This window comes from Nonomuraea sp. NPDC049695, from assembly GCF_040674955.1.
Lineage (GTDB): Bacteria > Actinomycetota > Actinomycetes > Streptosporangiales > Streptosporangiaceae > Nonomuraea > Nonomuraea helvata.
In genome coordinates, this window is record NZ_JBFANV010000124.1 from 1 (window position 1) to 25,788 (window position 25,788).

At 69.1% G+C, this 25,788-nt stretch carries 29 protein-coding genes; 2 read left to right on the plus strand and 27 right to left on the minus strand.

The genetic code is table 11. The annotated features are described in order from the left end of the window. The first annotated feature begins 129 nt into the window (after positions 1 to 129). Positions 130 to 432, plus strand: coding sequence for a hypothetical protein (locus AB0J64_RS51595; RefSeq protein ID WP_364044906.1), 303 nt, complete (start codon positions 130 to 132; stop codon positions 430 to 432). On the opposite strand, the gene AB0J64_RS51600 is transcribed toward AB0J64_RS51595, so the two are convergent. The 9 genes from AB0J64_RS51600 to AB0J64_RS51640 all read right to left on the minus strand — a co-directional run bounded on the left by AB0J64_RS51600 (position 433) and on the right by AB0J64_RS51640 (position 8,372). Continuing rightward, the gene (locus AB0J64_RS51600) at positions 433 to 606 is read right to left on the minus strand and encodes a hypothetical protein (RefSeq protein ID WP_364044909.1); all 174 of its coding nucleotides are present in this window, start codon (positions 604 to 606) and stop codon (positions 433 to 435) included. It lies immediately after the preceding gene. After that, entirely contained in the window at positions 599 to 1,618 is a 1,020-nt protein-coding gene (locus tag AB0J64_RS51605; RefSeq protein ID WP_364044912.1) for a DUF4007 family protein, read from the minus strand. Before AB0J64_RS51605 ends, AB0J64_RS51600 begins: the two co-directional genes overlap by 8 nt. A gap of 124 nt (positions 1,619 to 1,742) precedes the next feature. After that, positions 1,743 to 2,564, minus strand: coding sequence for a hypothetical protein (locus AB0J64_RS51610; protein WP_364044915.1), 822 nt, complete (start codon positions 2,562 to 2,564; stop codon positions 1,743 to 1,745). 256 nt (positions 2,565 to 2,820) lie between these two features. After that, on the minus strand, positions 2,821 to 3,468 hold the full coding sequence (locus tag AB0J64_RS51615; protein WP_364044917.1) for a hypothetical protein: 648 nt from the start codon (positions 3,466 to 3,468) through the stop codon (positions 2,821 to 2,823). A gap of 125 nt (positions 3,469 to 3,593) precedes the next feature. Further along, positions 3,594 to 6,071: a hypothetical protein gene (locus AB0J64_RS51620; protein WP_364044920.1), complete on the minus strand. Its 2,478-nt coding sequence runs from the start codon at positions 6,069 to 6,071 to the stop codon at positions 3,594 to 3,596. After that, positions 6,068 to 6,739, minus strand: coding sequence for a hypothetical protein (locus tag AB0J64_RS51625; RefSeq protein WP_364044923.1), 672 nt, complete (start codon positions 6,737 to 6,739; stop codon positions 6,068 to 6,070). The genes AB0J64_RS51620 and AB0J64_RS51625 overlap by 4 nt, the downstream gene beginning before the upstream one ends. A gap of 115 nt (positions 6,740 to 6,854) precedes the next feature. Continuing rightward, positions 6,855 to 7,121 carry a hypothetical protein gene (locus AB0J64_RS51630; protein WP_364044926.1) on the minus strand — a complete coding sequence of 89 codons (267 nt, stop codon included), beginning with the start codon at positions 7,119 to 7,121 and terminating at the stop codon, positions 6,855 to 6,857. A gap of 109 nt (positions 7,122 to 7,230) precedes the next feature. Next, entirely contained in the window at positions 7,231 to 7,848 is a 618-nt protein-coding gene (locus AB0J64_RS51635; RefSeq protein WP_364044929.1) for a hypothetical protein, read from the minus strand. Next, positions 7,842 to 8,372: a hypothetical protein gene (locus AB0J64_RS51640; protein WP_364044932.1), complete on the minus strand. Its 531-nt coding sequence runs from the start codon at positions 8,370 to 8,372 to the stop codon at positions 7,842 to 7,844. The genes AB0J64_RS51635 and AB0J64_RS51640 overlap by 7 nt, the downstream gene beginning before the upstream one ends. 94 nt (positions 8,373 to 8,466) lie before the next feature. Here AB0J64_RS51640 and AB0J64_RS51645 point away from each other — a divergent pair, with 94 nt between their 5' ends. After that, positions 8,467 to 8,619, plus strand: a complete 153-nt coding sequence (locus tag AB0J64_RS51645) for a hypothetical protein (protein ID WP_364044935.1) — start codon at positions 8,467 to 8,469, stop codon at positions 8,617 to 8,619. Positions 8,620 to 8,786: 167 nt separating this feature from the next. Here the strand turns inward: AB0J64_RS51645 and AB0J64_RS51650 are convergent, their stop codons facing one another. The 18 genes from AB0J64_RS51650 to AB0J64_RS51735 form a co-directional block, all read right to left on the minus strand. After that, the gene (locus tag AB0J64_RS51650; protein WP_364044938.1) at positions 8,787 to 9,617 is read right to left on the minus strand and encodes a hypothetical protein; all 831 of its coding nucleotides are present in this window, start codon (positions 9,615 to 9,617) and stop codon (positions 8,787 to 8,789) included. Positions 9,618 to 10,299: 682 nt separating this feature from the next. After that, the gene (locus AB0J64_RS51655; RefSeq protein ID WP_364044941.1) at positions 10,300 to 10,596 is read right to left on the minus strand and encodes a hypothetical protein; all 297 of its coding nucleotides are present in this window, start codon (positions 10,594 to 10,596) and stop codon (positions 10,300 to 10,302) included. Positions 10,597 to 10,740: 144 nt separating this feature from the next. Next, positions 10,741 to 11,553, minus strand: a complete 813-nt coding sequence (locus AB0J64_RS51660; protein ID WP_364044944.1) for a hypothetical protein — start codon at positions 11,551 to 11,553, stop codon at positions 10,741 to 10,743. Positions 11,554 to 11,634: 81 nt separating this feature from the next. Continuing rightward, the gene (locus AB0J64_RS51665) at positions 11,635 to 12,117 is read right to left on the minus strand and encodes an Appr-1-p processing protein (protein WP_364044947.1); all 483 of its coding nucleotides are present in this window, start codon (positions 12,115 to 12,117) and stop codon (positions 11,635 to 11,637) included. Positions 12,118 to 12,177: 60 nt separating this feature from the next. Next, positions 12,178 to 14,244: an NAD-dependent DNA ligase LigA gene (gene ligA / locus AB0J64_RS51670; RefSeq protein ID WP_364044950.1), complete on the minus strand. Its 2,067-nt coding sequence runs from the start codon at positions 14,242 to 14,244 to the stop codon at positions 12,178 to 12,180. Between the two features lie 175 nt (positions 14,245 to 14,419). Then, the gene (locus AB0J64_RS51675) at positions 14,420 to 15,064 is read right to left on the minus strand and encodes a hypothetical protein (RefSeq protein WP_364044953.1); all 645 of its coding nucleotides are present in this window, start codon (positions 15,062 to 15,064) and stop codon (positions 14,420 to 14,422) included. Further along, positions 15,061 to 15,375, minus strand: coding sequence for a hypothetical protein (locus tag AB0J64_RS51680; RefSeq protein WP_364044956.1), 315 nt, complete (start codon positions 15,373 to 15,375; stop codon positions 15,061 to 15,063). The genes AB0J64_RS51675 and AB0J64_RS51680 overlap by 4 nt, the downstream gene beginning before the upstream one ends. A gap of 218 nt (positions 15,376 to 15,593) precedes the next feature. Continuing rightward, a complete protein-coding gene (locus tag AB0J64_RS51685; RefSeq protein WP_364044958.1) occupies positions 15,594 to 18,029 on the minus strand; it encodes a hypothetical protein in 2,436 nt (811 codons plus the stop codon). Beyond that, a complete protein-coding gene (mobC, locus tag AB0J64_RS51690; protein WP_364044961.1) occupies positions 18,026 to 18,412 on the minus strand; it encodes a plasmid mobilization relaxosome protein MobC in 387 nt (128 codons plus the stop codon). Before mobC ends, AB0J64_RS51685 begins: the two co-directional genes overlap by 4 nt. 724 nt (positions 18,413 to 19,136) lie before the next feature. Beyond that, positions 19,137 to 19,754, minus strand: coding sequence for a hypothetical protein (locus AB0J64_RS51695; RefSeq protein ID WP_364044964.1), 618 nt, complete (start codon positions 19,752 to 19,754; stop codon positions 19,137 to 19,139). A gap of 368 nt (positions 19,755 to 20,122) precedes the next feature. Further along, a complete protein-coding gene (locus AB0J64_RS51700) occupies positions 20,123 to 20,641 on the minus strand; it encodes a hypothetical protein (protein WP_364044967.1) in 519 nt (172 codons plus the stop codon). A gap of 25 nt (positions 20,642 to 20,666) precedes the next feature. Beyond that, a complete protein-coding gene (locus AB0J64_RS51705; protein WP_364044970.1) occupies positions 20,667 to 21,179 on the minus strand; it encodes a hypothetical protein in 513 nt (170 codons plus the stop codon). 259 nt (positions 21,180 to 21,438) lie between these two features. Then, positions 21,439 to 21,759: a hypothetical protein gene (locus AB0J64_RS51710; RefSeq protein WP_364044973.1), complete on the minus strand. Its 321-nt coding sequence runs from the start codon at positions 21,757 to 21,759 to the stop codon at positions 21,439 to 21,441. A 242-nt stretch (positions 21,760 to 22,001) separates the two neighbouring features. Further along, positions 22,002 to 22,589, minus strand: a complete 588-nt coding sequence (locus tag AB0J64_RS51715; protein WP_364044976.1) for a hypothetical protein — start codon at positions 22,587 to 22,589, stop codon at positions 22,002 to 22,004. A 281-nt stretch (positions 22,590 to 22,870) separates the two neighbouring features. Beyond that, positions 22,871 to 23,095 carry a hypothetical protein gene (locus AB0J64_RS51720; protein WP_364044979.1) on the minus strand — a complete coding sequence of 75 codons (225 nt, stop codon included), beginning with the start codon at positions 23,093 to 23,095 and terminating at the stop codon, positions 22,871 to 22,873. Positions 23,096 to 23,376: 281 nt separating this feature from the next. Beyond that, positions 23,377 to 23,703 carry a hypothetical protein gene (locus AB0J64_RS51725; protein ID WP_364044982.1) on the minus strand — a complete coding sequence of 109 codons (327 nt, stop codon included), beginning with the start codon at positions 23,701 to 23,703 and terminating at the stop codon, positions 23,377 to 23,379. 50 nt (positions 23,704 to 23,753) lie between these two features. Continuing rightward, complete coding sequence (locus AB0J64_RS51730) at positions 23,754 to 24,767, minus strand: YgjP-like metallopeptidase domain-containing protein (protein WP_364044985.1); 1,014 nt, start codon at positions 24,765 to 24,767, stop codon at positions 23,754 to 23,756. Positions 24,768 to 25,106: 339 nt separating this feature from the next. Beyond that, positions 25,107 to 25,788: hypothetical protein (locus AB0J64_RS51735; RefSeq protein WP_364044988.1), on the minus strand; the 682-nt coding region annotated here is incomplete at its 5' end.

A 25,788-nucleotide genomic window follows, 5' to 3' on the forward strand; every position in this document is an offset into this window, starting at 1 on the left:
CGTGCGGATCGCGATCGTCGGCCCGAGCTACCCGTACAAGGGGGGCGGGGCCCAGCACACCACCGAGCTGGCGCACCGGCTCGCGGCGCAGGGGCGGACGGGCTGCTCGCGCTGATCTGGGTCACGGGCATGGCGCTGGACGTCCTGCCGACCATCGAAGCCCAGGCCCGCCTCACCGGCCGCGACCCCCGGCACATGTGCGACGGCTGCCGCGCCCGCCGCCGCGCTCATCTGCAGACGGCCGCCGAATGGGCGCTGCTGGGATCGGCGGGACCGGCGTTGATGATCCTCGCCACCACCACGCTGTGGTGGACACGGCCCGTGCTGCCGCTGGTGTACCGGCTGACCGGCGCGCCCGCCCTGCTGCCGTGTAGCGGCCCTGCCTGCGCCGCTCATCGGCGCTTTGAGGCGACACCGTCGCAGCATCGGTGATCAGGCGCGCAGGAACTCCATCGCGCGCTCGTCGAGCTGCTGGGCGCAGCTCACGCCCCGGGCACGGAAGCGTGACAGGTCGCGCCGCATCCCCCTCGGGGCGATCTGGCCGGGCGGGGTGCCCGGATCGGGGATGGTGAGAGGCCTCTGTCGCGGCAGCGCGTCTTCAGGCACCTTGCGGAAAAGGGTGATCGCCAGCGTGGGCGTACAGGCGAGTCAGCGCCTTCGCGGCCGATTCGGCAGGCGGGCGGCGGTAGGCCAGTGAGGCATGTTCCTGCTCGGCGTCGACGAGGACGACGTCGTCAAGTCCTTCTAGCGCGCGACGCAGCTTTGCTACTAGGTCACTCCTGAGCAGGCGCAGGGAGCGACCGGGAGCGCCGGGTTCGGCGGCTAGGCGAGCCAGGGCCATGCTGCCCGGTTCCGGCCGATAGTCATGGGCGTAATGCAGGCAGGCGGCGAGCACCAACTCCGCTGGCGCCCTACGGCCGACGTTCATCGGCAGGTGCACCCGGTGTTCGTGGCTGACGATCAGACCGAGGCCGGCGAAGGGGCGGTCGAGCAAATCTTCCACTGACTCACGCCGGCTGGCCTCCTCCCGGGCGCTGTACATACGGATCATGCAGCCGACATCGTGCCGTACTTGGTCGTCCGTGGGGGCTTTCCAGCCAGCCCGCTCGGCTTCGATCTGGATGCGCCGTTCCAGTGCGGCGCGCTTGACGAGGCCGATGGGGCTCGCGTGGAAGGCGACCCACCATGAGGGGGCGCGGCACGGCCGCTGTTGCAGCAACCACAGGTGCAGCAACCACAGGCTCGCGTTGTCCTCCAGGTAGGGATCGACGCCGTAGGTGGGGTGAAGCAGCCAGTGCGCCTGCGGAGTGAGCAGTAGGGGTCGTGGCCGGCCGGGGCCTTGGTCAGGACCGAGGTCGGCCAGGTGGAAGGCGAGCATCCAGTAGCGGATGGCGGTCAGCGCCGCGCGACCGACGCCGAGGCGCAGGCACGCATCGGGCGCGGCGAAGACGAGCGGGTCCTGGGTCAGCGCGGTGTAGGCCTTGCCGAGCCAGCCGTAGCGAGGGGGCAGGTCGGAGTGCCGGGCGAACATCCGCTCACCGTGCATGGCGAGCGGATGTTGGCTGGACGTGAGGGCTTGCTCCGGCGGGACCTCGAAAAGGGCGGGCTGCTGTCTCACCGCGCTACTGGGGTGGTGGGGTGGGTTCGTGATGGTCAGTCGCTTTCTCGGTGGCGGGCTGCAGTCAAGGGTCCGTGGCGACCAGGGGCGCCGGTGCCGACCCTCACCATGGGCCGCGGGCTGGTCAGCGGAGGGATGCCTCGTCGCGCGGGTACAGCCGGACGGTGGTGTCGCAGTTGGTGCATCGCAGGCATTCACGCTCGAAGTGGCTGTCGCCCAGGTCCGTGAGGATCGTGTCGTCGTCCTCGTCGACGATCAGCATGTTGGTGCGGGTGGCGACCTCGTCCTCACCGATGATGTCGGCCGCCTCACATACCGGGCAGATCAGCTGTCCAGCTTGGATGGTGACGAGTGGGTCCAAGCTCTCGGCGAACTCCCGCATCCTGGTCAGGGCGCCAGCAGCACCGTGCCGCTTCACCAGGTCGTCGACGGCTGCGGTCAAGTCGGCTCGGTAGTCGGGGTTCAGCCGGGCCAGGTGTTCGACGTCCAGGCCTGCGTGTGCGGCGTAGGCGTGCACGCCGGACAGCTGCAGTTCGGTGTAGTCGATGGCGGCCTGGACCAGGAGCCGGTTGCGCAAGGAGATCAGCTCGCTGAGCACCGACCGGATGAACGCTATGCCCGGCTTGCGCCGGACCTGGATCGGGTTGCCGTCAGAGCTGATGAAGCTGCGCATCTCCAGGTGGGCGGTGGTGGTCAGGCAAAGGTTGCCGGTGGCCACGGTGAGGAGGAAGGTCTCGTCGTCGCGTGTGCCGGTGGCGTACACCCCCAGCCCTTGGAGTGGCTGGCAGGCGTGGTCCTCGGTGAGGCCTGGGTGCAGGGCGCGCTGGGCCTCGGCCAGCAGATGGGCCAGGTCGGCGACGGTGAGGAGGGCGAGGTCCGGACCGACACGGTCGAAAACGGTCTGCCATTGAGCGTTGGTCAGCGTCAGGGGACTGATGTCGAGCATGGCGAGATCTCCAGACAGAGGAAGGAAGGGGGGATGCGCGGTGCGCGCCGAGGGGGAGACCGCAGCCGCGATACCGGGGCGACGGTCAGCGCTGGGCTGGTGGCCGGATTCATCGCCTCTGGGCAAGGTGACCGGATGCCGGAGTGGGGGAGAGCGGCTGCTTCTCGTGCGGCGTCGTGCGGATGGGCTGCCGGGGCCGGGCGCGGATTCAGGCCGTCGGCTGCTTGTCAGGGGGCGTGCGGCTGCCGCCTCGCGGTCAGGCGTGTTCACCCGCGGGGTCGGCGTCGGGTGGGAGCGTGAGCAGGGTGAGTTCTGCGGGGGTGAGGTCCACGTCGTGGATCACCTGGTTGCTGGCTGAGCGCCAGAAGGCGATGCCCTTCTCGCTGACACGGATCAGTGTCCGGCCGTCGCGGGTACGAACGGCGCAACCGGTGGGGAAGCGGCTGAAGGTCTGCCGCAGCGCGGTGCGACGCGCGTCTGCTTCGGTCATCGCCGCCTCGAAGGCGGTTTCCGCGGCGTCGCGGTCCCAGCTGGCGACGAACACGTCCCAGCCGTGGGGGATGCGCTCCTTCACGCTGCTGGTGGTCTGGCCGAGCGAGACGATGTCGCCGTTGCCCAATCCTGGGAACTCCAGGTCCTCCTGTCGCTGGCGGGTGGGCTCCAGCTCTGCCGCGTACGGCAGGCGGCCGTGAAGGAGGTAGAGGGTCCGCCGTTCGGGCAGAGCGCGAAGTTCCTGGATCGTCTGGATGGAATAGCCTTCATCCGACCATTGGCCGGCGATGTACTGCTCAGCCAGTTCCCGGGTGGCGGCTACCAGGACGGGCTGGGCGTACTTGTCCCACTCGCAGACCAGGTACTTCTCGACCGTCTGGGCGTAGCGCGAGTCAGGGGCGGGTTCAGTCATGATCAGTCTGACTCCAACGAAGATCGTTGATCGTGGTCATGGGGAAGCTCGTTCACAGGGGTGCGCTCGCGGCCAGGGCGGGGCAGGTGAGCGGCCTGGCTGCGCTCAACGCGCCGCCGGTCGTCCTAGCCGCGATCGCGGCGGGCTTGCTCGGCCGTCAGCGCCTGGACGGCGAGATTCCAGCGGCTGGCCCGCTCGTCTCGGTCGGGCAGGCTGCTGAGCAGGTAGTCGGCCCACTGTCGGCGCGTGCTGGCGGCGTAGTCCGCGGCGCCGCGCAAGAGGTCGCCGTCCAGCGCGGTCAGGTCGACCGGCTCGCCGTCGCGCAGGCGTCGGGCGACGTCGGCTCCTGCGAGGTAGCGGGGGTCTGGTGGGGGCAGGCTGCGGCGTGTCCGCTCGGCGGCGATCGCGGTGAGGTCGGCGGCGAAGACCCCGTCCATCAGGGAGTCGTTGCCGGCGGGGTTGCCGATCCTCCACCTGTTGATCACTTCAACGGCCTGGGGGCGCACGTCCAGGTAGGTGCGGATGTCGGTGATCAGCGTGTCGAGCGCGGCGTCGGGCAGGGCTCGCAGGCGGCGAAACCGTCGGCGGGCATCGACCGGCAACCGGTCGGCGAAGGCGCCGCTCAGCTCCTCCACCATGCGCTGAACCGACGGCGCGGGCAGGTCGTAGGCCGCTCCGATACTGGTGAGGCCTTCGGCGGTGGGAAGGACTCGTTCGGTTTCGTCGTCGCGGCGCAGCAGCACCCGCCGCTGGTGCTCGGGCGTGCGGAAGGTTCCCTGCCGCAGCGGGCCGCTGCGGCCGTCTTCGGTGTGCCAGGTGGCGGGCGGCTCGAAGCTCCAGGTGACGCCCCGCTCGGCGGCGTGCCGCAGATCCGGTTCACCCCGCAGGCGGCCCCGGATGGTGAGCGTCGCGAACGGCTCGGTCGGCGGGTCGTCCCCGTCCAGCAGGTCCTGGTTGGTCCAGCCGCCCAGGGCTCCGGGCCGGCGCGTATCGGTGACGGTGGTCTCCAGCTCGATCTCGTCCCCGGCCACCAGGTCTGCGACGTCGCCGATGCGGTAGCCGCCCGCTGTGGCCCGCTCCTGCAGCGCCCGGGTGCGCTGCCTGCTCTCCTCGGCCGACCGGAACCCTCGCGCGATCGCGCTGTCGGGGCGGCCACGGTCGATGTCGTGCTGGCCCAGGGCGGCCAGGGTGGCCTGGTGCAGGGTGCGGCCGTCCGCGTCACGCCAGTTCTTCATGTCGGCGAGCAGCGTGGGTGACGCCCAGGGGACCGGGGCGCCGTCGGCGTTGGTGATCGCTTCCAGGATGGTGGCCGCGGTGCGCGCCTCCGCCTTTGATTTCAGCGTGGCGCCCAGTGAGACCAGGCGGGCCTGCCACGGGGCGTACACCTGCCAGCCGCTGCCGCGCTCCTTGCCCTTGACGATCGCCAACCGGCCCGTCGAGGAGAGCTCCAGCGTCGGGTCGTTGGCGAGCCTGGCCAGGAACACGCGCCGTGCCGCATCCGTTTCTCCTGGCGCCTCCCGCAGGTGAGCGCGCAGGGCGTGCACGGTGGGGAAGCCGCCGCCGGGAGGCTGCGCCTCGATCGGAGGACAGGCGGAGGCGGGCTCGGGGCCGCCCGTGATGATGCGTGCCATCGCTTCGGCGGCGCTCTCGCCGCCGCGCGTGCGGAAGGTCTTGGCTCGGGTGAGAAAGTCCGGGGCGTTGAAGTCCAGCCGGTTCCCTGCGGCGTCGACCAGTTCGCGTTCGATCCGGGCGGCGAACTCCCGTGCCTGCTTCTCGCTGGGAACGCTCTTGTGCACGCAGGTGCCATCGATCGTGGTGACGTCCCAGGGGAGGCCTTTGCGGACGCGGACCAGCATGAACTGCCCGCCCGGGGACACCTTCAGATCCTGGACGTTGTCGGCCATCCAGCGCATGTGGCCACGGTTTTGCTCCCACTGTCTAGGGGAGACGTCGCCAGGGTCCGCGCGGCCGCCGCGCGCCCAGTAGGAGCGGACCGCCGCGGCGTCGCCGACCGTGGTGCGGCCCTGCTGGCCGCGTTTGCCCGAAGCGGTGTCGCAGGCGATCTGGTGCTCACGCATAATGCGCTCGGCGGCGGCCTCGAACACTTCGCCACGCGCCGATCGCCAGACATAGCGCTGATCTTCATCCGGGTTGTTCCAGTCCAGGGCGAGCCCGTCGGCATCGACCAGGTCGCGTTCCAGCCTCCGGGCGAGGTCACGCGCCCGGGTCAGCGTCGCCACCTCACCGCCGAAGGTGGGCCGCGCCCTGAAGTCCAGTACGCGCCAGGGTCCGCTGCGCAGCTGGCGGGCGAGCACGAGGCCGCCGTTATCGGACAGGCGCACGTCCACGTACTTGTTGGCGGCGTGCTGCAGCAGCCGACGCCGGTCTGCGCTCAGGCCGGGATCGGCTTGGCCGCCGGACTCCCAGAAGGCGCGCACCGCCTCGGGGGAGTCCAGGAGCAGCCGTTGCGGCTCGGCGATGTCCGCCTCCGGTCGGGCCACGTGGGCGGCGGCGGCGCCGCGGTGGGCCCGGTCGGCAGCGGGCTGGTCACCGATGCCGTGGTCAGGGTCGGCGACGGCCTGGTGGTCGGGTTTCTGGCTCACCGGGCCGCCCCCGGAGCAGGCGTAGCCGGTCCGCCGCGCCGCGGTTCGGGAAACCAGCGGCGGATCTGGTAGTCGCGCAGGCCGCTGGTCTGCCCGAGCCGGGCGACATGCTCGGTGATGTCGTCGCTGAGCCGGATCGTTTCTCCGCCCCAGCGCCGGGTGGGGCCATCCAGGTGCGTGAGGCAGACACGCCGGACTCGGGGGGCGGCGGTGACGGCTTCTTCCTGGCATTTCTTGTAGCCGCACTGGCGGTCGTCGCCGTACAGGCCGTAGGAGACGCCGCGCAGATAGCCGGTCAGGCAGATGTCGCACCGGTCGCCTTTCAGGCACTGCGGCATGCCGCACGCCCGGCAGAGGGTGCGGGCGTGGTCGCGGCCGGCGTGGCCGCAGGAGCGGCAGCGTTCCCAGGAGTAGCCGGGCCGGGCGCTGGTTCCCCACCTGCCCTCCTCCAGCAGGCCGCTGGAACTGCGGCCGTCAAGGAGGGCGTCGGCTGCCGCTGCCAGGTCGGGGAAGTCGACGAGGTTCTGTTCGTCGAGCGGGTCGCCGGTCAAGGTGAGCAGCTGGATCGCCTCGTGACCTCGGGTGGGCAGGTGGAGACGGTAGCCGAGCCGGATCGCCGCGGCCAGACGAAGCTGAAGGTTCCGGCAGGTCAGAGGGTTGCTGATCATGAGGCTCCTCGTCGAGGGCTTGAGGTGGATATGCGGGACCTTTCGTGATCGCAGCGGGCCGAGCAGGCAGGTCGCCGCCGTGAAATCCCGGCGGCACGGCTTGGCGGAGGCAGAGTCAGCCGTACAGGCGGTGGCCGAGAGCGGTGAGCTCCTTCAGGTCCTCGCCGAGGAGGAACGGACGGCTGGTGTCGAGCTGCAGCAGACGCCGGGCACGGTGCTCCGCCTCGATCACCAGCTGATCGTCGTCGGGAAACACGTGGGCGGGATCGTCGTCGGGCTCTGCGTACAGCACGCACATGCCCTCGGGGCTGAGCTGAGCGAGGTCAACGAGTTCGCCGGCGATGACGGGCCCGTCGACACCTGGTCGTCTGGCCAGCGGCACATCACGTGAGCCAAGCGAGTCGGATGAGATGGCCTTGCCGAATTGGCCGGGGCGAACGCGCTCGCTACTGAGGCGGACGTGAGCTGCGGGCGAGAAGCCGCGCCGTGCTCTATGACCGCAGCGGTTCGGGGTAGCGGTAGACCCAGAGGCCTCGCGCGCCGTCGGCGATGGCGTTGGCGGCGCTCGGCTTCTGATGGCCGCCGCCCTTGGCTCCCTTGCTGGTGCGCAGGCGCTCGAAGCCGTCGAATCGGTACATGCTGCCGGGCATGCCGGGCAGGCTCGTGCTGGACATCGCCGCGATCTGCGGTTGGCCGCAGAGCTCGGCGCTGCGCGCGTCCCAGTTGACGTAGGTGCCCAGCCAGAGCGGGGCCAGGTACTCACGGGCGATCCGCAGGACCGCTCGCAGACTGTGCTGGTCACGATGGTCCGGGTTGCGCGCGATGCGTGCCAAGTCGATCGTGTTGTACCGGTGCAGGCCCTGTTGCCGGCAGACGCTGCTGTTCACGGTGCTGGCCAGAATGACGGTGGCGGCGGCCCGGCTGCGGTTCTCCATAATGAAGGCCATGCGGCCGAAGGGCCGGGTGTAGGGACGCCCGTGTGGGTATTCGGCGTCAGGCAGGTGCAGGGGATGGCGCCAGGAGATCAGGAGGCCCTCTGCCTCTCCCACGTCGACCTGATAGAAGGCGAGGACGGGGGACAGCCGCAGGGCAAGCTGGCGGCTCACCATGGCGCGCTGGCCGATGAGCCGGCCGCATCGCCGCCGAGCTCGTTGCCGGCCTGCGGAGCGCACGGGTTGTGGCCGGTCGCCTCTCCGGAGCCACTCGGCGGCCTGTCCTCATCGCGGGGGAGGGTGATGTCATAGAGGTCGCCGTAGAGCGGGTACGGGCGCGGGCCCTCCGGGGCGGAAGGCACGTCGGTTCCGGCCAGCTGGACGGCCGGGAGCCGCGACAGATTTCCGCAGGCCTGATGCTCGGTGGCTCGTTTGGGGTCGGTGGTGAGGGGCAGGGATGGCGTCGGCGCACCTTGGGTCGTGTCCGGCAGTTCATGCTGGATCAGGTCGCTCACACGCTGGCCGAACTCGCGCAGGTCTTCGGGCGATCCTGCGATCGCGAAGGCGGAGGACCACGGGTTGCCGATGACCAGGGCGTACATGTCGCTTTCGATGTCGAGGTGGTGCTCGTCAGGGTCGTCATGGGGTGTGAGGATCTGCAGGTCGGTGGCGGCATCGTCCACCTCGTAGCGCTTGCTCATGTTTGCTCCCCAGATCTGGGTCGTAGCTGTGGCGGGCGGGGCAGTAGCAGGTGATGCAGCGGCGGCTGTGCCCGCTGTGAGGGCGCGAGGCCCGATGTTCGAGGACGACGCGTATGAATGCGCGGCGATGTGGCGACGGGGTGGCGTGGACGAGCTCAGGCTGGACGGTGTTGCGGCCGAGCTCCGGCAGGTGTTCCGCTTTCGGCGGATGCGGGAAGCAGAGCACCATGCGGGCGAGAAGGATTGATGGATGAACGGGGCAGACCGACCTGGTCATGACAGGGTTCGCGTCACGACGCCAGCGTGGTACGCGGGGCATGACCGAGGTCGGCCGTGGCGGGCCCGGCGCGAGCGGCGCGCGGCCGAGGGCTCAGCGTGCGCAGATGGTGGCAGGACGGGCTGAGCGGGACACGCCTAGTGATCTTGAGGGGATTCCGGGCCAGAGCTTGAGCTGCTCCCGGCGTCACCGGAATCGGACCGTGTCTGTGAGCGTCGGCTCAGCAGTGGCTGCGACCTGGCCTTGCCCCGGCTTACGTCGACCTCGCGCTGCCATTCGCCGAAGGTCCGGTTTCCCTGCCGCTTTTGAAAGTGGCGGATCGAGTTGGCCGCCATACCGACTGGTGCTGGCCCGAAGGCGGCGAGCAGGTCGGATTCTCGCTGGGAGTGGAAGCCTGCCCGCTCGATGTCCCGTTCGGCGGCGAAAACGTCCGCGACGCGGTGGCGTTCGACGTCGAGGCGTTCGTCCTGGGTTCCGCCCAGGGAGCAGATCCACCGGGAGTTCGGGGGCGGGTCCGGCTCGACGAGCCGCTCGTAGCGGCGAACCTCTTTGGTGTAGCTGTAGAAGAAGGTCTGCGGGTTGGCTCGCATGATCCTCAACCAGGCGAGCGCGTATGGGTCGGAGAAGTAGTCGCCGGCGTCATGTACCCGGACGTAGCTGCCGACGAATCGCGGCGCGGCCAGTTCGGCCATCATCGCGGCCTCCCAGCCAGCGGGGTCCTCGAGAACGAACAAGAGGTTCCGCAGATGTGCGGAACGCACGTTGGGGTAGTTGTAACTGCCGTTGCGTGCGTAGCACACCTCGGCGCACACGCCGGCGGACGGACACGTCCGGACGGTCCGGCCATCGGGAAGCCGCGCTTCGTACGCGGGGATGGCCCAGCTCCAGATCTTGTCGCGGGCGAGGTTGCGGTTGCTGTTAGACAGCAGCCGCCGAGGCCGCGAAGACAGATCGAGTGCTTCGTTCATGGATTCTCCGTGGAGGCCGGTGCCTCATCGCGTTGGCGCGTCTCGACTCGGTGCCCACGTCTCGACGCCGGGGTCTATCGCGGACGGGCTGGGGCAGAGTGCGTTCGGGCGCCCGCTGCCTGCCCTGCCGAGCCGGGTCACACATGCGCGGAGTGAGGGAAGGCTCGCCCGCAGGGCGATCGCGCGGAGCGCGGCTCGGCCTTCCCGCACGCAGAGGATGCGTGACATGCTCCTCGGCAGGCAGCGGGCGCCCCGGCGCCGGGCTTGCCGTTGAGCTGTCGGATGGCCTTCTGCGAAGGCGAAGGCGGCGTTCGGTGCGCGGCGCTGACGGATGGTTCGCACCACGCTTCGCCGGGGCTGGAGTTTCACGGCGAGCGACTGGTGGGCGGCTCTCTGCGGCACCGCTCGCGGAACGCGATCGGACGCTCCTCGCCCAAGCGGCCAGCATTTGAGCGTTCCCTCAGCCGCGACAGCTCAAGACTGCGCCGGGCCGGCCCCCGCACGAAGGCTTCCGAAGTTGGATCCCGACGCGGCGGAGCACCGGAGTGCCCCAGAGTGAGCAGGATCAGCCCGCTGGCCGCAGGACTACGTGGATACCGGCGACCGTGATGCGTCGACCTGCACAGACCATGTCACGCGGTGGTCGCGGAGCAGGCCGCAGACCGGATCCCAGCGATGTTCCTCAGAGGGTGAGGGACCAGTACTTCGGCCGCGCGTCCCATTCGATGACGACCTTCCATCGGCCAGGAGCTTGCGCCGCTGAGTCCGCCGACGCTGCCGCCTGGCAAAGACAATCGTCATACGTGCGGTGAATGTAGGCCAGAATACGCAGCTCGGCCTGCTGCGCGTTCTCGGCGTTGATCACATACGTCGAGGTGACGGTCCTGTCTTCGTTCTCCTCATCTGCCTCGTGACCGAGGTCCTGGACGTTCCAATCGTTCGGTCCGGTTGGCAGGTCTCTTGCGAAACTCGTCGTCATGACGAATCTCCTTCTGATGAGTGCGTGATGATGCACGCGCCGACGCGCAGCAGATCCGTCGTTCGCTCAACACTGAGCGGTGAACGCCAGAGGGGGTCCACACCGCCCTGGGGCGAGGTGGACCCCCTCTTTTGGGGATGCCGTTTACAGCCGGTGCGCGCCCGGTATGCCGTGTTCGACGGCTGCCACGTGCCGGAGGCAGCCGGTCTCGTCTGAACCCCCGTGCAGGTCCGGCAAGTACACCCGGACATCGGCCTGACGCGACTCCTGGCAGGGCTGATCGTCATCGACGATGCCGCGCCGAGCCAGCTCGCAGACATCGCCGAAGCGCACCGCGTCGCCGATCTCGAGCCGGGCGCCGTCCAAGGCGTCGACGGCGTGCAGGAGGCGGCGCTGCGCCGCAGGGCTGAGAGGCTGGTGCTCGGCCTGGGTGGCCTCGACGATCTCTTCCCGCAGCGCGCTCACCGCATCGGCCAACTCCAGCAGGAAGCGGTTCATGTCGCCGTCAGGGGCCTGGAAGGCGTCAGCACGGCGGATCTCGGCATCCGCCGGTGTCGCGTCCGGGCCGAGCTGCCCGGGCTGGGCCAGGAGCCGGGCCCGGAGCAGCAGGACCTGCACGCCGGCCAGGCGGCGGGTGACGCCCTCGGCCGACAGCTCGGTCACGATGGCTGCTGGTTCACCGGGCCCAGCGATGGTGCCCTGTTCCGTGGCCGGCACCATGACGTCTTCAGCGACCACGGCCCAGGCGGCGTCGTCGGTGACATCGGCGCCGGGTTCGATCTCGCTGACCCCCAGGATGATGGGCACCGTGGGGGGCACACTCGCGGCGGCCTTGGCGAGGTCTCCGGCTGTGCTGACGATCCGCAGGATGCCCATGTTGGTGTATTTACCAGATTGCACCGTCAGTGCTGGATCCTGCGGCTCAAGGCTGGGAAGTGGACCGGGCAGCGGCGGCATTGGTTCGCGCCGCGTGGCGGTACGTCGACCACCGCGGCGCGAACCGACGCCCCTCCCTCTTCGATCCGTCGAGATTCGCTGCTATGGGAGGTCGTACACGGTCACGCTGATTCCGTGATCGGCCAAGTGCTGCTGGATGAGCGGCTCGATGACGTCCCAGCTGCCACCGGCCAGGCCCGCGCCGATGCGCGGCAGGTGAACGTTCGCCTCCAGGCGGCTGGCGTGCTGGGCGAGCTTCGCCAGGCACTGCGCGAGCGCATCGTAGCGGATCGGCGGCCGGCCGACGCGCGCGGCTGACCGGATTCCGTGCTGGGCGACCATGTTGGCCACGTACAGATCCTGGTCGACCGGCACGAGCTGGATCGCGCCGAGACCGAAGTCGTTCCCCGCCCGGCCGCGATACCAACGGCGGTAGGCCTCCTCCGGCTGGGGCCAGCGCCGGGACAGCGCCAGCACGAACCCGCGCCCCCAGCCGCCCGTGTCATTGGAGCAGTGCGCGACGATCCGTGAGCCGCTGCCCATCGGGTCCGTGGCATCTCCGCGCACGTAGCGGATGCCGCTCATGATGAGGACCCAGGCTGGTAGCCGACTCGGCCGAAGGCGCGCACCGTGCGGTGTGCCGGATCACAGGACATCGGACACCAGCTCCGCGAACTCCTGCGGCGTCACGATCCGCACGCCCAGTGATATGGCCTTGGCGTGCTTGGAGCCTGCCTTCTCACCGGCTACCAGCAGCGAGGTCTTGGCTGAGACGCTGGAGGACGCCTTCCCGCCGGCGCGTTCGATCAGCTCGTTCATCTGGTTGCGGCTCAACGCCTCCAGCGCGCCGCTCATCGCGCCAGTGACCACGACGCTCATGCCGGTCAGAGGCAGTGCGGCAGCCGCCTGCCCGCCGTGCTGGCCGCTGGTGGCGACGCCGGGCTCGACCATGTTGACGCCCGCCTGGACCAGCTTGTCGATCAGCGGCGCCAGTTCGGCCAGCTCGGCCACGATGACCGGAGCCTTCTCCGGACCGAGACCATCGACCTGCTGAATTGCCTCGGCGTCGGCGGCCTGGATTGCTTCCATCGAACCGAAGTGCCGGGCGATGCGGCGGCTCATCGAGCGGCCGGTGCCGCGCACGCCCAGCGCGCAGAACACCCGGCTGAGCGGCTGAGCCTTCGCGCGCTCGATGGCATCCAGCAGTTTGCCGGTGGAGACCTCGCCCATCCGCTCCAGGCCCTGGATCTGCTCGCGGGTCAGGAAGAACAGATCGGCGAAGTCGTCGATGAGTCCCGCTTCCAGCATCTGCTGGATCCGGCTCTCGGCCAGGCCCTCGATGTCGAGCTGATCGCGGCCGACGGCGTACTGGATGGAGGCGATCGCGCGGCAGGCACGACCGCGCACGCACCGCCACCGCTCCTGGCTGGCATCGATGGCATCGCCGCAGGACGGGCAGACGCCGGGGATGGCGATCGGCTGCTCCTGGCCGGTGCGCAGGTGCACGACCGGCGCCTCCACCCTCGGGATGACGTCACCCGCCTTGAAGACAACGACCGAGTCGCCGAGCATCAGCCCGCGCCGGGCGATGTCGGAAGCGTTGTGCAGGGTGGCGTAGGTGACGATCGAACCGTCGAGCTCGACCGGCTCCAGCACCGCGCGCGGGGCGATGATCCCGGTACGCCCGGTGTTCCACTCCACGGCCAGCAGCTTGGTGATCTTCTCGGTGGCGGGGAGCTTGTAGGCCGTGGCCCAGCGCGGCGCCCGCGAGCTGAACCCGGCCGCGGCCTGGTCGGCGGCCAGGTCACATTTCACGACGATGCCGTCGATACCGAACTTCAGCGTCGGGCGAGCGGCGGCGATCTCCTCCACCCGCGCCTGCACCTGTTCGATGGTGAAGGCCCGGATTCCGGCGACCGGCGTGGCGGCCGTGGTCTGCACGCCCTGACCCGCCACCCATGCCATGACGTCACTGTGGGGCAGCTCGCGCAGCCGCGCCGCGAACTCGGAGGCGTCGTCGGGGTACGGGAGCGCGCCGTAGCCGAAGAAGGTCAGCTCGCAGACGTAGGGACGGTCCTGGGCCCGCAGCGTGCCCGCCGCCGCGCTGCGCGGGTTGGCGAAGGTGGTGCCGTCATGGGCCTGGCGCTTGGCGCACGCCTCCTCGAACTGGACGGTCGTCATCATGACCTCGCCGCGCAGTTCGATCGTGTGGGGGTGGACCAGCCGGTCGGGCAGCCCAACGATGGTCCCGATCGCGTGGCTGACGTCCTCGCCCGCAGTGCCGTCGCCTCGGGTGACGAGCTGGACCAGACGGCCTTCGCGGTAGCGGGCGGAGATGGCCAGGCCGTCGAGCTTGGGTTCCACGCTCCACGCCTCGACCGGACGCCCGAGTCTGCGCTCCAGCGATGCGGCCCACTTGGCGAGCTGGTCGGGGCCGAAGACGTTGTCGAGGCTGAGCATCGGCACGAGGTGGGGCACGTCGCCCACGACCGCACCCCCGGCCACCTTGCCCGTCGGCGAGCCGGGCAGCACTTCGTCGGGGTGGTCGTCCTCGTAGGCGGCGATACCGCGCACCAGCCGGTCGTAGGCGTCGTCGTCGAGGGTGGAGGTGCCGTCGGCGTAGTAGGCCGCCGCGGAGTCGACGGCGAGTTGGACCGCCTCGGCGTAGGCGGCGTTGTTGGCCAGCGCGGTCAGGGCAGGGGCATCGTTCATAGGTGCATCCTTCAGATTGAGACTGACATTCCGCAGATGCGGCGATGACGCGCTGACCGGGTGAGACAGGGGCGACAGTTGGCCCTGTCTCACGGGATCAGCGCACGGTAGCAGGACATGCGGCAGCGACCTTTCATGTCCTTGTCGGTGAGCACATGGCGAACACCGCCATGGGTCAGAGCGTCGGGCCCGAATCGCCGTCGCCGTAGTGGCGGCCGATCAGCTGTACGAGGTCGGCCAAGAACGCCGGCGTTCCGGGGTCGGGCCCGAACTGGAAGTCGTAGCCCAAGGCACCGTCGCGGGGACGACGCAGGGGCCTGAGAAACATCACCGGCTGCGTGCCGAACTCGACATGCCGTCCGGCGACGACCCGGCCTCGTGGTAGCAGCGCGGCGAGGCGGTGCAGCTCGTTCTCGCGGTCGCTCGCGCATCGGCGCCGCTCGGCCTCGGCCGCCAGGTGCTTGGCGGTGTAGACGGCCAACTCGGGCAGAAGGCGTCGCTTCAAGTCTGCGGCGACCTTGTCGATGTCGCGGCTGATCGTGATGTTCACGCTGGGGCCGAGGGAGAAGGCCCAGCGCCTCAGCTCCTGCTCGGGAGGCACAGCAGTGAAGCTCATCAGCCGCCGGTCCATGTTCGTGAACGTTCGGTAGTGCATCAGGATGCGACGGTGATCGGGATGGATCAGCAGGACCTTCGCCAGGTGCGGACGGTCCTCGGCTTCCCACAGCGAAGGCTCGAACCCTTCGCCTAGCCGGTTCGCCAAGTCCTGGGCGAGCGCGAACACCTTGGTGCTGTCAGCGCGAGTCATCATGACCATCATCGGCCGCTCACCGACGCCCGAGACGGCTTGCATGAGTCGGCGTCGGGTGCGAGGTGGCAGAACACCAGTGTGTCGCCGATCACGACTTCAAGAGCCACGTTCCCCTCGGGGGTGAGCAGGCGGGGGTCGCTGGTGTCCAGGTGCACCGCCACGCGGACGACACGGTCGCCGGCGTCGAGGTAGACGAAGGTGACAAGGCCGGCCACCTCGATCGCGGGCAGCTCATGGTCCGGGTCGGTCATCGGGTGGAAGCGCGCGGCGGCGTGGATGGCCGCGCACTCGTGGGCCTCGGGGAAGGTCGTGGCATGCAACAGCGGGCTTCCTTTCAAGGACTCTGGAAATGCGAAGGACGGGCCGGACAGTTCAGCCCGGCCCGCGTCTGGTCAGATAGGTCGGGCGTCAGGAGTTTCGGCCCGGACGGAGGTAGGAGGTTGCGCTTCGCTGGCGCGTGAGGTGGCCGAGCGAGCTGAGCCGCGCGGCATCCACGCCAGCGCCTTTACGTTGTAGATTTCGGGGCTAGTGAGTGGCGCTACCGCTGGCGGGGACGTCGCTGCTTCGGCGGCGTGTCGCCGGGCAGCGGAGCGGGCGCCGGGTTCTCACCTTGAGTCGGCCGTGAGCGCGCGGTGGAGGAGGACAGGCGCGCCGCTCGCGACGACCTCGCGGTCAGCGTCTTCTTCAGCGCGGGCAACTCCTCGACGCCGATCGCCACGCGATAGCCGCCATCCGGGGAAGTCGTGACGACGCCGCGCTCACACAGCGCGCGTACCAGGGCGCTGGCCTTATCCGGCCGCACCCACAGCGTCCGCTCCAGGTGCTCGGGGGAGCACGTCTGCGATTCCACCACCGCCACCACGGCACGCCGGAAGACCCGATCGTCTCCATCCCGGATCGTCTCCGGAACGGAATCGGCGGCTACGCGCGAGGGCGGGCGCGGCGCGGGGGCGCTCGATGTGGTCGCTTCCAGCCAGTGGCGTAGCCGCCAGGTCAGCACCTGCGCGTCACTGCGGGACGGGCTGGTCGGATCCCCGCTCAAAGGCCGCTCGGCGACGACCGCGCGCAGGGCGCCTTCGACATCGTGCCCCGCCCGGTCGATCTCGGTGAGCACAGCAGCCAGGCGCGGCCAGCCTGGGTCGCGCAGCACGCGCTCGGCATCAGCGTGCCGGTCCATGGTGGTCCGCAGGCATTCACGTAGTCGCATCTCGGCCGAGTCAGGGCGAGGAGTGGGGTTGTCGCTTCGGGGACGGCTCGCATCTCCGGTGGAACGGACAGCCCTGCCAGCGGCGGCGGGCGCGCCATCCCCGGCACGCTGGCCCGCGATCCAGTTCTCCAGGCGCCAGATGAGGACCTGCGCGTCGCGCCGCGCCGGGCTTCGAAGATCGGTGCGCAGTGGCCGCCACCCGACGACCCCGGCCAAGACGGCAGCGGGATCATGGCCGAGCTGCTCGATCCGCCGCAGCATCCCGGCCAGCGCCGGCCACTCCGGCCCGCTCAAGATCGCCACCGCATCGGCCCGGCCGGCCACCGCGCGCTGTACGGCGCGTTGCAGGTCCGGCCGCCGCGCCGCCACATGATCGGCTCGCGCTCTCGGCCGCGCGCCGAGCAGCTCGGCCGCGTGCTGCAGGTGCTCACCCGCCAAGCGCGCCACCCGGGCGTGAGCTTGCTTGCGCGCGGCCACATGATGGGCCCGCAACGCCCGCGCGGCCAGCACGACCGCGACGACGAACGCCAGCACCGCCGCGCTTTCGTCGGCGCGGCCGAGCATAGGACCGATCGACAGCATCGCCTGGAGCGCCGTGCGGGTACGGCGCGCAGCCCGATTCAGTTCCCGCCACGGCTCGCGGCCCAGCCGCTCCATGTGCCGCGCGGCCAGCTCCAGCTCGCGCCGGACCGACGCCGGTGAGCGCTGGGCGGCCACCGTCATCAGATCGGCCAGCGCGGCCGCCGTCGCCGCCGCCTCGGGCCCGGTGCCGCGCTGCAGGACCGCGGTCGCTTCGCGTACGGCCGCGGCCGCCTGCTGCCAGGTCTCGATGCGGACCTGCTCGGCGCCGCCCGCGCGCGTACGCGATCGGCTCGCGGCACTCCGTGGGCGCGTGACGGCGGGCGCAGACGCCCCGTCAGCGAGCGGGACGTTCCAGCGCTGCCGGATCCGGGGCAGTGACAGATCCGGTGCCAGCTTGGACCCGGAAAACCACACCGGTCTGCCGTCCGGAGCCAGGTCCCCGGGCAGCGCCACCGCATAGCCGCCGACGTCACCGGACGGCAGTCGGCGCACCTTGACCAACAACCCGGCTTTCTTCAGACGCGAGAAAAGGTCGTCGTCACTGGTGGACTCCAGCGCAACCGGTCGCACCGCGGCGTGCAGCCGTTCACGCGCGGAGACCCGCTCGCCACGCACCCGATGCGCCTTAGCCCGCTCACCCCGCTTTGGCGCCGGAGCCGCGGTGTGATCGGCCTGCGCCGTCACGCGAAGGCCAAGTTCGAGCTCCAGCCGTCCGCACTCCTCCCGGAGCCGGTAGAAGTCGCCACGCAGTCGAGGCTGCGCACCGTCCTGACGCACCAGCGTGGCCACGACGTGAACGTGGTCGTCGGCGTGCCGGACCGCCACCCACCGGCACCCCTGCTCATCCCCTTCCGGCGCGAGCCCGCCGGCGGCGACGATGCGGCGGGCGACGTGCGCCCACTGCGCGTCGCTGAGCAGCGGATCACCCGGCGCCAGCCGTACCGAGGCGTGCCACACGTGCCGCGCGATCGTGCCGGTCGCACGCTCGAGAGGACGGTCCAGATGCTGCGCCAGCGTGTAGAGGGCGGCATCACGCAGATGCTCGGGCTCCGACGCGGGATCGGCTTCGTGGGCATCCCACGCGGCGACCAGGTGCGCGTCGGTGTGCTCTTCATGCCGGCCGGGCCCGAACAGGTACCGCAGCAGGCCGTAGGTACGGGAGCCCTTCAGCACTTTGGCGATCACTCCGGGCTCCGGCTCCGGGCGACCTGGTCAGCAGCCGCCTCGACCCGTCGAATCGCACGGCCCACAAGCTGGACAACGGCCTCGGCCTCGGACGCCGCGTCTCCCCTGTTAAGCGCGCGGGCCACCTGGTTGAGGTTGTTGCCGATCCGGTTGAGGGCCACCCGGGTCTGCACGAACTCGGCCATCTCCTGACGGCGATTCAGCGGGACGAGCGTCAGTCGCTGCTCCGCCGCCGACACCGCTGCCAACGCCGCGAACGCTCCCACGTCCAACCCTTCGCGCTGAGCAGCGAGTTTCAGCGCGGCAAGCTCGCGGTCGCTGAGAAATAATGGTCCGACGCGGTTGTCGCGCGGTGAATCTGCGCGTCCCCGTCGTCGTCCCATCGCAACCATCCCTTACCTTGACTAGCTCCTTGACGCCATCCGAACTTGAAATCGTCCGGCCTGCTCGATGGGGACTATAACCAGCGAATCCCCCGATTCGCTCGTTTACTCCGAGTTTTGCACTAACTTGCTCCGCAAAGCGGGCCGGTGGGGTGGGTGCCGGGGCAAGGGCGGCATGAGGGCGTCAGGCGAAGCCTGTCCATTTTCCGCCCGCGAAACGGGATGGCGATCTCTCGGTGGAGCAAGGCCGTTGCTACGCGCATCGGGGGCGCACAACGGTGAGGCAGTGAAGGCGGTAATGCTTGAGCGACGAACACATAGGAGGCGAATCCCACTTTCGGCGACCAGTGCATAGCGCTGGAAGGGGGCGTAGATCCGGGCGATGAGGTGGCGCCTGAGCGGAGGAAGGGAGTAGTACACGCTGTCCCATCGCTCGTCACAATTGTCGCAGTCGCACGCTTGCTCCACGGTGTAGGTGCCGTGCTGCTCGGCCAGGGAGCCGTGGTAAGTGACGGCTGTTCCGCGGGGAAGCGGATCAAGCTGGATGTCCACGCGAGGGCCTTCCGTAGCAGCGACGCCCGCTCCTCGCCACCGGGTGAGCGAGGAGCAGACGGTGATGGGAGGGGGCGGCAGGAGAGAAGCTCAGATGGGTCTTCACGACAGCGGCGTTCGTCACCTGGGCCTGGTTGCCAGGCGGCGAACGCCGCCACGAGCTGGCAGAGATTTAGAAGTAGTCGTCTTGCTCGGCTTCCGCCCACAGGCTGTCGGCCAAAGGCCACAGGTCGCGCTGGTACGGATGCGGCAACTTGTCGATCTGCGCCCCTGCTTCCCAGGCCACGGCACCGCTGGGAAGCAGGGGCGCGGTGAAGGAACAAGCGGTTCGGCTGCCGTGACCGCCCATGGCGTTGATCCACACGATGGCGCGTCGCCTGCGGTGCACGACGAACGTGTCGCCTGCGAGCAAGCAGACGTCAGGTTCGGCGAGGTGCTCAGCGCTGGGGCGCTGCATGACGTCGCCGACGTAGGGCGGGTAGAGCACCTCGGCGACCGCACGTGGGTCCGTGAGGACGGCGTAGGCATCTGCCTCGTGGGTTCCTGGTGTGAGGTCTCTGCCGTCGGCGTAGCAGAAGGCAGAGCTGAGGTTGATGCGCCCCCAGGGGTCTGCATGTGTGACCATCATGCGGCGATCGCTGCCGGTGAGGATGACCCGAGCGGCGTTGCCCGGACGGTCCAGAGTGCTGCGGCGATCGGGCAGCCAGCCAGCCTGATGGCCGCAGTCGGCGACGACCAGCATGTGGCCGTGGCTTGGCGCTTCCTCGTGTGCGACGATCATGGTGTGCATGGGCCCTCCCAGAGCGCAGTCCTTACCAGCGGCGGAAGGCGGCCGGGTTGAGCTCCGGCGCCTGGATCTCGCGCACGGTGGATGCCTCGGAATGGGTCAAGGCCGCCTGGTTGTGGCGGCCTTGACGCATGGAGAGGTCTCCGCCGTAGACCCAGGCAGGCGCCGGAACTCAACCACGTGCGAGAGATTCCTCAGGTGACGAAGGGGGGCGCCGCAGGGAGGAGCTGCCGAACCTCTTCACGGCAGCAGCGGGTGCGCCGGGAGGCTGCCCGCCGCGCCTCCAGCGGCGTGACGGTGGACAGGCGACTGTTCGCGGTCCACGGGGCGCCGGCTGCTTGCTGAGGAGACGAACTGACGTGCTGGTCCGGCTAGTTGACCTTGGCCACGAGCAGCGGTGGGGTCTTCATGTCCAGGGGGCGGTCCGACTGCATGTAGGTGCCGGTCCATGTGACGAGCACGTTGTCGGTGGTGAAGAAAAAGACGCCTGGTTCGTTGCCACCGTAGGTGCCGTCGTCGCCGGCGGAGTCGGTGGTCAAGTAGCACTCGCTGTAGCCGCAGGGGTGCTGAATATCGTCCTGAGGGAGCAGTTGCGAGGAGACCGAGGTCACCTTGCCCTTGATCGCGTGGTAACCCATGATCAGGCCGTGGTCGATCAGGTAGACGTAGCTGACGCGGTTCGGGTCGTTGTTGCGCTTCAAGTACTCGGCCAGATTGGCGCGGTCGAGGGGATGGTTTAACTCACCCGCAGGGAACGGCACGGCCGCGTCGTACTTGCGCTGCTGCTCGCCGGATACGGCCTGAGCCTTCTCCCGATCGCTGGTGGTGGAACTTGTGCAAGCGGTTACACCCAGTGCGGCGACGGTCAGGGCGGCGATGAACTTTTTCATGGATGCTCTCCGAGAGTGGCCGGGGCTAGTTGCAGGACGGGGTGGACTCGTTCAGGCGTTCGGGCAGGTTGCGGTCCTTGAAGAGGGCGCGGTTGAACTTCACCGAGTCGGCGTTGTACTTCGAGACCTGATCGGCTCGCTGCTGTTGGAGGCCCGTCATCTCGGTCTGCAGGCGGTCACGCTTGGGCGCGGCCTGGTACCGGTCGTTCTGATCGCCTTGGGGGTAGCGCTGGTCGTAGTCGGCGATCTCGTCCCGCTTGAGGGCGATCTTCTGGTCGAGCGCGATGACGCCCGCGCATAGATCGTGGAAATGCTCGTACTGGAAGAGAGCGTGGTCAGGGTTGCCGATGCGCTCCCGGATGCCGGAACTCGTACGCAGCGGCTGGGTGACCCAGGCCAGCGCCCATGCAAGAAGTGCGATCAGGACGACTGCGATAGCGATCCTGGCAAGCCAGCGCCAAGGGCGGAACGTGATGCCCGTTCCTTCTTCGAACTCTTCGCGCACAGCGCGGCCAAGAGGGCGGCGGTTATCGGTCATTTGGGCTCGCTTTCTGAAGGGGCGGTGTGGGTTTCGGCTTCGCCGTGGCGGCTGTCGTGGTGGACGGCTCGGGTTGTCATCGGCGCTCGTCGAATCGCGAGGACGAGGGGTTGGCTCGTGCCTGCGGATGTCTGTGTCTCGCGGACTTCTGTGGCGGGGACATGAGGTGGGGGTGTGGGGACTGCTCGCCCTGCCTCCAGGTGAGCTGGTCATGGCACGCCGCTGGCATCAGTTCGTCAGGGGAGGCGCTGTGTCGGCGCTACGGGTGCGTGATCTCTATGACGGGCCCGTGGTTGATGGCCATGCCATCGCCGTGCCTGATGACCGTGAGCAGGAACCGGTTGTTGAGGCCGTTCCAGCTGACGGTGACCGCGCGAGGGACATAGGCGGGGCTGATCGGTAGAGCACGGCCGTGGTCTACCTGAGCGATCTGAATCGCTGTGTTGAGCTGGATAGCCGCAGCTACGAGGCCAACGGCCAAGACGAGATCCCCGGGCCGTGTCAGGTCGAACCGGGCAGTGGTCTTCTCATAGGAGAAGGCTTCGATGTCGTCGGACAGCGCAGCGTCGGGGAAGTTCATCGGGCACTCCCATCGTGTGGGGAGGCGGCCGGGCTGCTCCCGGCGCCGACTTTCCCGCCACTGCGGATGCCGCGGAAGGTGTCAAGGACCGCCCGGGTTTGGCGGTCCTTGACACCTGGAGAGGTCTCCGCGGTAGAACCGGGAAGGCGCCGAGAGCGGCCCGGCGTCCGCGAGCTCTCAGGCGTGATTCCGACCTGTGCTCACCAGACGTCGCGGTGGATCCGGTGCTGCTCGGCGCGTGCTCACCGCTCGGTGTAGGCGCCGAGCGCTTCGCTGAGAACTTCAATGACCGCTTCCGGGTGAGCGGTGACGACCTTGCTGAGGACCTGCTGGAGTTCGCCGAGCAGAACCCGCAGCTCGTTGGCCGTATCCCACGGTTCGGGGAACTCGTCGTAGGCGAGGTACTCATGGCGGGGTCGGTTGGCCTGGTAGTTGAGAAGAGCTAGGGCCAGCAGCTTCAGCGCGGGTGGGCGTGCGCTGGTGGCTTCGGTGCGGGCGTCGGCTTCGGCCATCAGCTCGCCCACGAGCCAGGCCGCCTCCTCGACGTATCCCGGTGCTTGGTAGTCCCACCGGGAGGAGTTGCTGGCACGGCCGATCTCGGCGGTGACTGCGGTGACTTCCGCGAGGATCTGCCCGGTGTTAGCCATGTTCCGCCAGCGCCCGTTGAGCGAGTGCGAGTAGATCATCAAGTTGATGATGAGCTCGGTGATCTTCTGACGCTTGTTCTCATCGGTGTTCGCTGGCATCTGGTCGAGTGCGAGCTTGGCTTGTTCGATCCGCTCGGCGATCGAGGTTGCCTCATCCGCTCGTTCCTCACTGGGCCGCATCATCACTCCCGCGTCCGCGCGACTGTGGCGGCGGGTGATCCCGGCGCCTGGGAGTTGCTGGCCCGGCGGTCCCGGGAGCGGAGGAAGGCTCACCGTAGGTGATCGCGCGAAGCGCGGCTTGGCCTTCCGGAGCGGAGGGCCGCTGATACAACCCAGACGGGCGCCGGGAGCACCCGTGCGGCTTGGCCTCAGACCGCAGAGCCAGTCGAGCGCGGCGACGATGGGCCCAACGGCGGGGCTGCTCTAAGTCGTGTTCCTGTGAGGCGGGTGGATGCTGTGAGGGGTCACGGCTGGAGGAGCGACTTCCCCTGCCCGTAAAAGCTGTCGGTGGCGTGGGTGGCGTGCAGCCAGAAGCCGTCGCTGTGTTCGTCGCGATGCGGACGGCCTAACCGCCACTTTTCCAGCCGGGCGATGTCGGTCCAGCTCCATCGCTGTGATGGTGACGCCCACCCGGTCTCGGCGTGATCCATGACATGCGGCACGTCGTAGTGACCATTCTGCGGCGCCAAGCGGACCAAGACCTCGGCAACGGCACCGATGAGCGTTCGTCGATGGGGCGGGTGAAGCACGGGACAGGATGCGCATGAGCCGGCGCGGACGCATGGCTGAAAGCCGCCCCAGCGAGCGCGACGGGTGTCCTGCGACTCCCACAAGGTGGCGTAAGAGGTGGGCCGGAGCGCGCACTGGCCAGGGTAGACGGCTCCCCAGCCGATGCTCAGCCGGTTCCACCCTTGTCCGTCTGGCCCGCGCGGCTGATGGGCGGGGGCGGGCAGGTAGATGGGCACGACGGCTATGGCTTGTGCAGTTCGCGCAGCTGGGTCAAGAGCTCGATGAGGTGGTCGATGTCGGTCACCTTGTCAAACTTGAGGATCATTCCGACGGTATGCGGGCGGTGGCCGGGGATGGCCAGCGCCGAGGTGGCGAGGTTCAGATTGAGGGCTAGGTCCGCCTCGTCCCGCACCTCGGGGGTCGTGGTGGTGAAGTAGGGGCGGATGTCATCGTTGCGGCGCTGAGTGGAAATCCGGATCAGCACAGGATGGCGGTCGCTTCCGTGGGTGCTGACCTGTGCCTCAAGGCTGCGGTGGTCCGCTTGATCGCTGGTGGAGGAGGCGCGCACGGATTCTCCTTGGCGGTGATGGCGCGGATCTGGTCGAGGGGTTGTGCTGTTCAGGCGAGGCGCTCGTCCCAGCAGTCCGGGCAGCACCAGGGGTTGGTGTCGGACTCTGCGGCGCCGATGCGCAAGGCGGCAGAGGAGGCAACGGCATGCTGGCAGAACCGGCAGAAGATCTGCCCGGTGTCAGATGTGGTCGAGGCGGTGACGCGGGGAGAAACGGCGCCGGTCCAGGTGTGGCGCCATCGCTGCGTCAGGTCGCGGTGATGATCTGCCCAGCCGGGCATGAGGCGGTCGAGACATTGGGCGTGGGCGCGCTTTGCGAGGCGGCGGCCGGCCTGAACATGGACGAGTTCGCGGGCGAGCAGGTAGCTCACCTGCGAGGGCGGCAGTTGGGCGGCGGCCCAGTGCAGGCTCACCTTGGGAGTGGTGCCGAGTCGTAGGCTCGATAGCTCCTCGCCTAGGTCGGCGACAGCGAGGCGGACGTCTTGGCCGAGCCCCATGCGCCGGTGCCAGAGCGCGGTGGCGGCGGTCAGATGAGCGAGGAACTGCTCGCTGTACCAGGCGATGAGCGCTTGCGCGTCGCCGGCGTGCTCGCGCCGCAGCCGCAGCCATCCGGACGGACCTGGTTCCAGGGTGACGATGGGTCCGTCGTCGACGAGGCGAAGCCGGTGTGAACGGCCCAGCCATGGAAACCCTTCGCCGCCGACCAGTTGCTTCACCGGGTGCGCGGGGGCGGTTTCCTGGGCTGAGCGGACCTGGCGGGCGATCCAGGCGAGTTTGCTCGCGACCGCTGTCGCGACGTCGACGGCGCTGAGACCGGTCGGGACAGTCACGACCACGGAGGCGTCGCGTTCGACTTTGATGGTGACGCTGGTGCGTCGCGGATCGATCCGTACGTCCCACTCCCAGGTCGAGCTGAGGGTGTGCAGGGCGCTTTCGATGATCTCGGCAGTGGGGCCGGTGGTGAGGGAAGGGATGGGGTAATCCTTTCTTCCGCCAGGACACGGGTTGCGGGGGACGTCCAGCCGCCCGCCGGGCCCGGGGCGCGTCGAGAGGGGTCGGTTCAAGCCGGGCTCTGAACGAGCTGGGTCTCATCGGCGGCCTGGTCTGGCGGCCAGCCGTGGATGCGCGGTTCGGCCTGCGGCGTGCGCTCCTCCAGCCGGCGATCGTGGCGCGGATGGCGGCCGGATCACCCTGCGCGTAGGGGATCTCGGCTGTGGCTAGATCGCGGTCGACGATGTCGCGATGCCAGGCCGGCCAGCGTCCAACGCGGGCAATAGCTGCAGCTTCGGTGCGTGCACTGCGGAATGCCCCCGGGATTGCGGCGCGCGTTGAGCGACCAGGCTTGGGAATCGGCGGGGGTGAGACGGCGCACCGAACACGTCTTCCGTTCCCTCAGCCAGGGCTCACGCCAGCTTTTCGCCGGGCTGAGCCGCCAAGAAATACCCCACCCGCGTGTCAAGGAGTTGGTACGTGGAGGTCTCGGCTGACTCGGTCGGCTTCTGCTCGTACGGTGTGACCAGGACGTGGACATCCAGGGCGCTGCCCAAGGCTCCGTGCCCAGCCATCCAGCCGAGCACCTTGTCGGGAAGGTGGTCCGCGACGATCGGGCAATCCGCGTCGCCGAATCTCACCCGTCCGGGCGGCCTCGCACCGTGGACGATCTCCAAACTGAACAGCTGCATACTCCGGGTGAGAAAGTGCTTCAAGGGGAGAGCGGCGCGCGCGGGCTCGACGGCAACAAGGCCGAGCTCCTTACGCACGGCGCCGCGGCCGAGCCATTCGAGATACCAGCGGCCGACAATTCGTCCGAGAGGCCCGTCCTGCGGGTCGTGGAAAACGGTGCTCCCGCTCCTGCCGCAGACCGCGAACTCGGTTCCCCAGATCGGGGTCAGGAACACCTCGTCGTACTCGTCGGTGTCGACCTCGAAAGAGCAGCGCACCCACCAGGCCTGATTCGGCCGCGGGTACCTGCGGGGCAACCAGGCGACGACGTCGACGCGCTGGTTGACGGGGTCTAGATCGATGGCGGCGAAGGTGTTGCCGTCCCGCCCGGCGCGGAGGCTGCGCGCGGGAGTGCGCAGCCTC

Excerpts from the sequence above, each read along its gene's own strand:
- AB0J64_RS51595 (WP_364044906.1), top strand. The coding sequence starts at position 130 with ATGGCGCTGGACGTCCTGCCGACCATCGAAGCCCAGGCCCGCCTCACC.
- AB0J64_RS51610 (WP_364044915.1), bottom strand. The coding sequence starts at position 2,564 with ATGCTCGACATCAGTCCCCTGACGCTGACCAACGCTCAATGGCAGACC.
- AB0J64_RS51615 (WP_364044917.1), bottom strand. The coding sequence starts at position 3,468 with ATGACTGAACCCGCCCCTGACTCGCGCTACGCCCAGACGGTCGAGAAG.
- AB0J64_RS51625 (WP_364044923.1), bottom strand. The coding sequence starts at position 6,739 with ATGATCAGCAACCCTCTGACCTGCCGGAACCTTCAGCTTCGTCTGGCC.
- AB0J64_RS51635 (WP_364044929.1), bottom strand. The coding sequence starts at position 7,848 with ATGGTGAGCCGCCAGCTTGCCCTGCGGCTGTCCCCCGTCCTCGCCTTC.
- AB0J64_RS51640 (WP_364044932.1), bottom strand. The coding sequence starts at position 8,372 with ATGAGCAAGCGCTACGAGGTGGACGATGCCGCCACCGACCTGCAGATC.
- AB0J64_RS51645 (WP_364044935.1), top strand. The coding sequence starts at position 8,467 with ATGTTCGAGGACGACGCGTATGAATGCGCGGCGATGTGGCGACGGGGT.
- AB0J64_RS51650 (WP_364044938.1), bottom strand. The coding sequence starts at position 9,617 with ATGAACGAAGCACTCGATCTGTCTTCGCGGCCTCGGCGGCTGCTGTCT.
- AB0J64_RS51655 (WP_364044941.1), bottom strand. The coding sequence starts at position 10,596 with ATGACGACGAGTTTCGCAAGAGACCTGCCAACCGGACCGAACGATTGG.
- AB0J64_RS51660 (WP_364044944.1), bottom strand. The coding sequence starts at position 11,553 with ATGCCGCCGCTGCCCGGTCCACTTCCCAGCCTTGAGCCGCAGGATCCA.
- AB0J64_RS51665 (WP_364044947.1), bottom strand. The coding sequence starts at position 12,117 with ATGAGCGGCATCCGCTACGTGCGCGGAGATGCCACGGACCCGATGGGC.
- ligA (WP_364044950.1), bottom strand. The coding sequence starts at position 14,244 with ATGAACGATGCCCCTGCCCTGACCGCGCTGGCCAACAACGCCGCCTAC.
- AB0J64_RS51675 (WP_364044953.1), bottom strand. The coding sequence starts at position 15,064 with ATGATGGTCATGATGACTCGCGCTGACAGCACCAAGGTGTTCGCGCTC.
- mobC (WP_364044961.1), bottom strand. The coding sequence starts at position 18,412 with ATGGGACGACGACGGGGACGCGCAGATTCACCGCGCGACAACCGCGTC.
- AB0J64_RS51695 (WP_364044964.1), bottom strand. The coding sequence starts at position 19,754 with ATGCACACCATGATCGTCGCACACGAGGAAGCGCCAAGCCACGGCCAC.
- AB0J64_RS51700 (WP_364044967.1), bottom strand. The coding sequence starts at position 20,641 with ATGAAAAAGTTCATCGCCGCCCTGACCGTCGCCGCACTGGGTGTAACC.
- AB0J64_RS51705 (WP_364044970.1), bottom strand. The coding sequence starts at position 21,179 with ATGACCGATAACCGCCGCCCTCTTGGCCGCGCTGTGCGCGAAGAGTTC.
- AB0J64_RS51710 (WP_364044973.1), bottom strand. The coding sequence starts at position 21,759 with ATGAACTTCCCCGACGCTGCGCTGTCCGACGACATCGAAGCCTTCTCC.
- AB0J64_RS51715 (WP_364044976.1), bottom strand. The coding sequence starts at position 22,589 with ATGATGCGGCCCAGTGAGGAACGAGCGGATGAGGCAACCTCGATCGCC.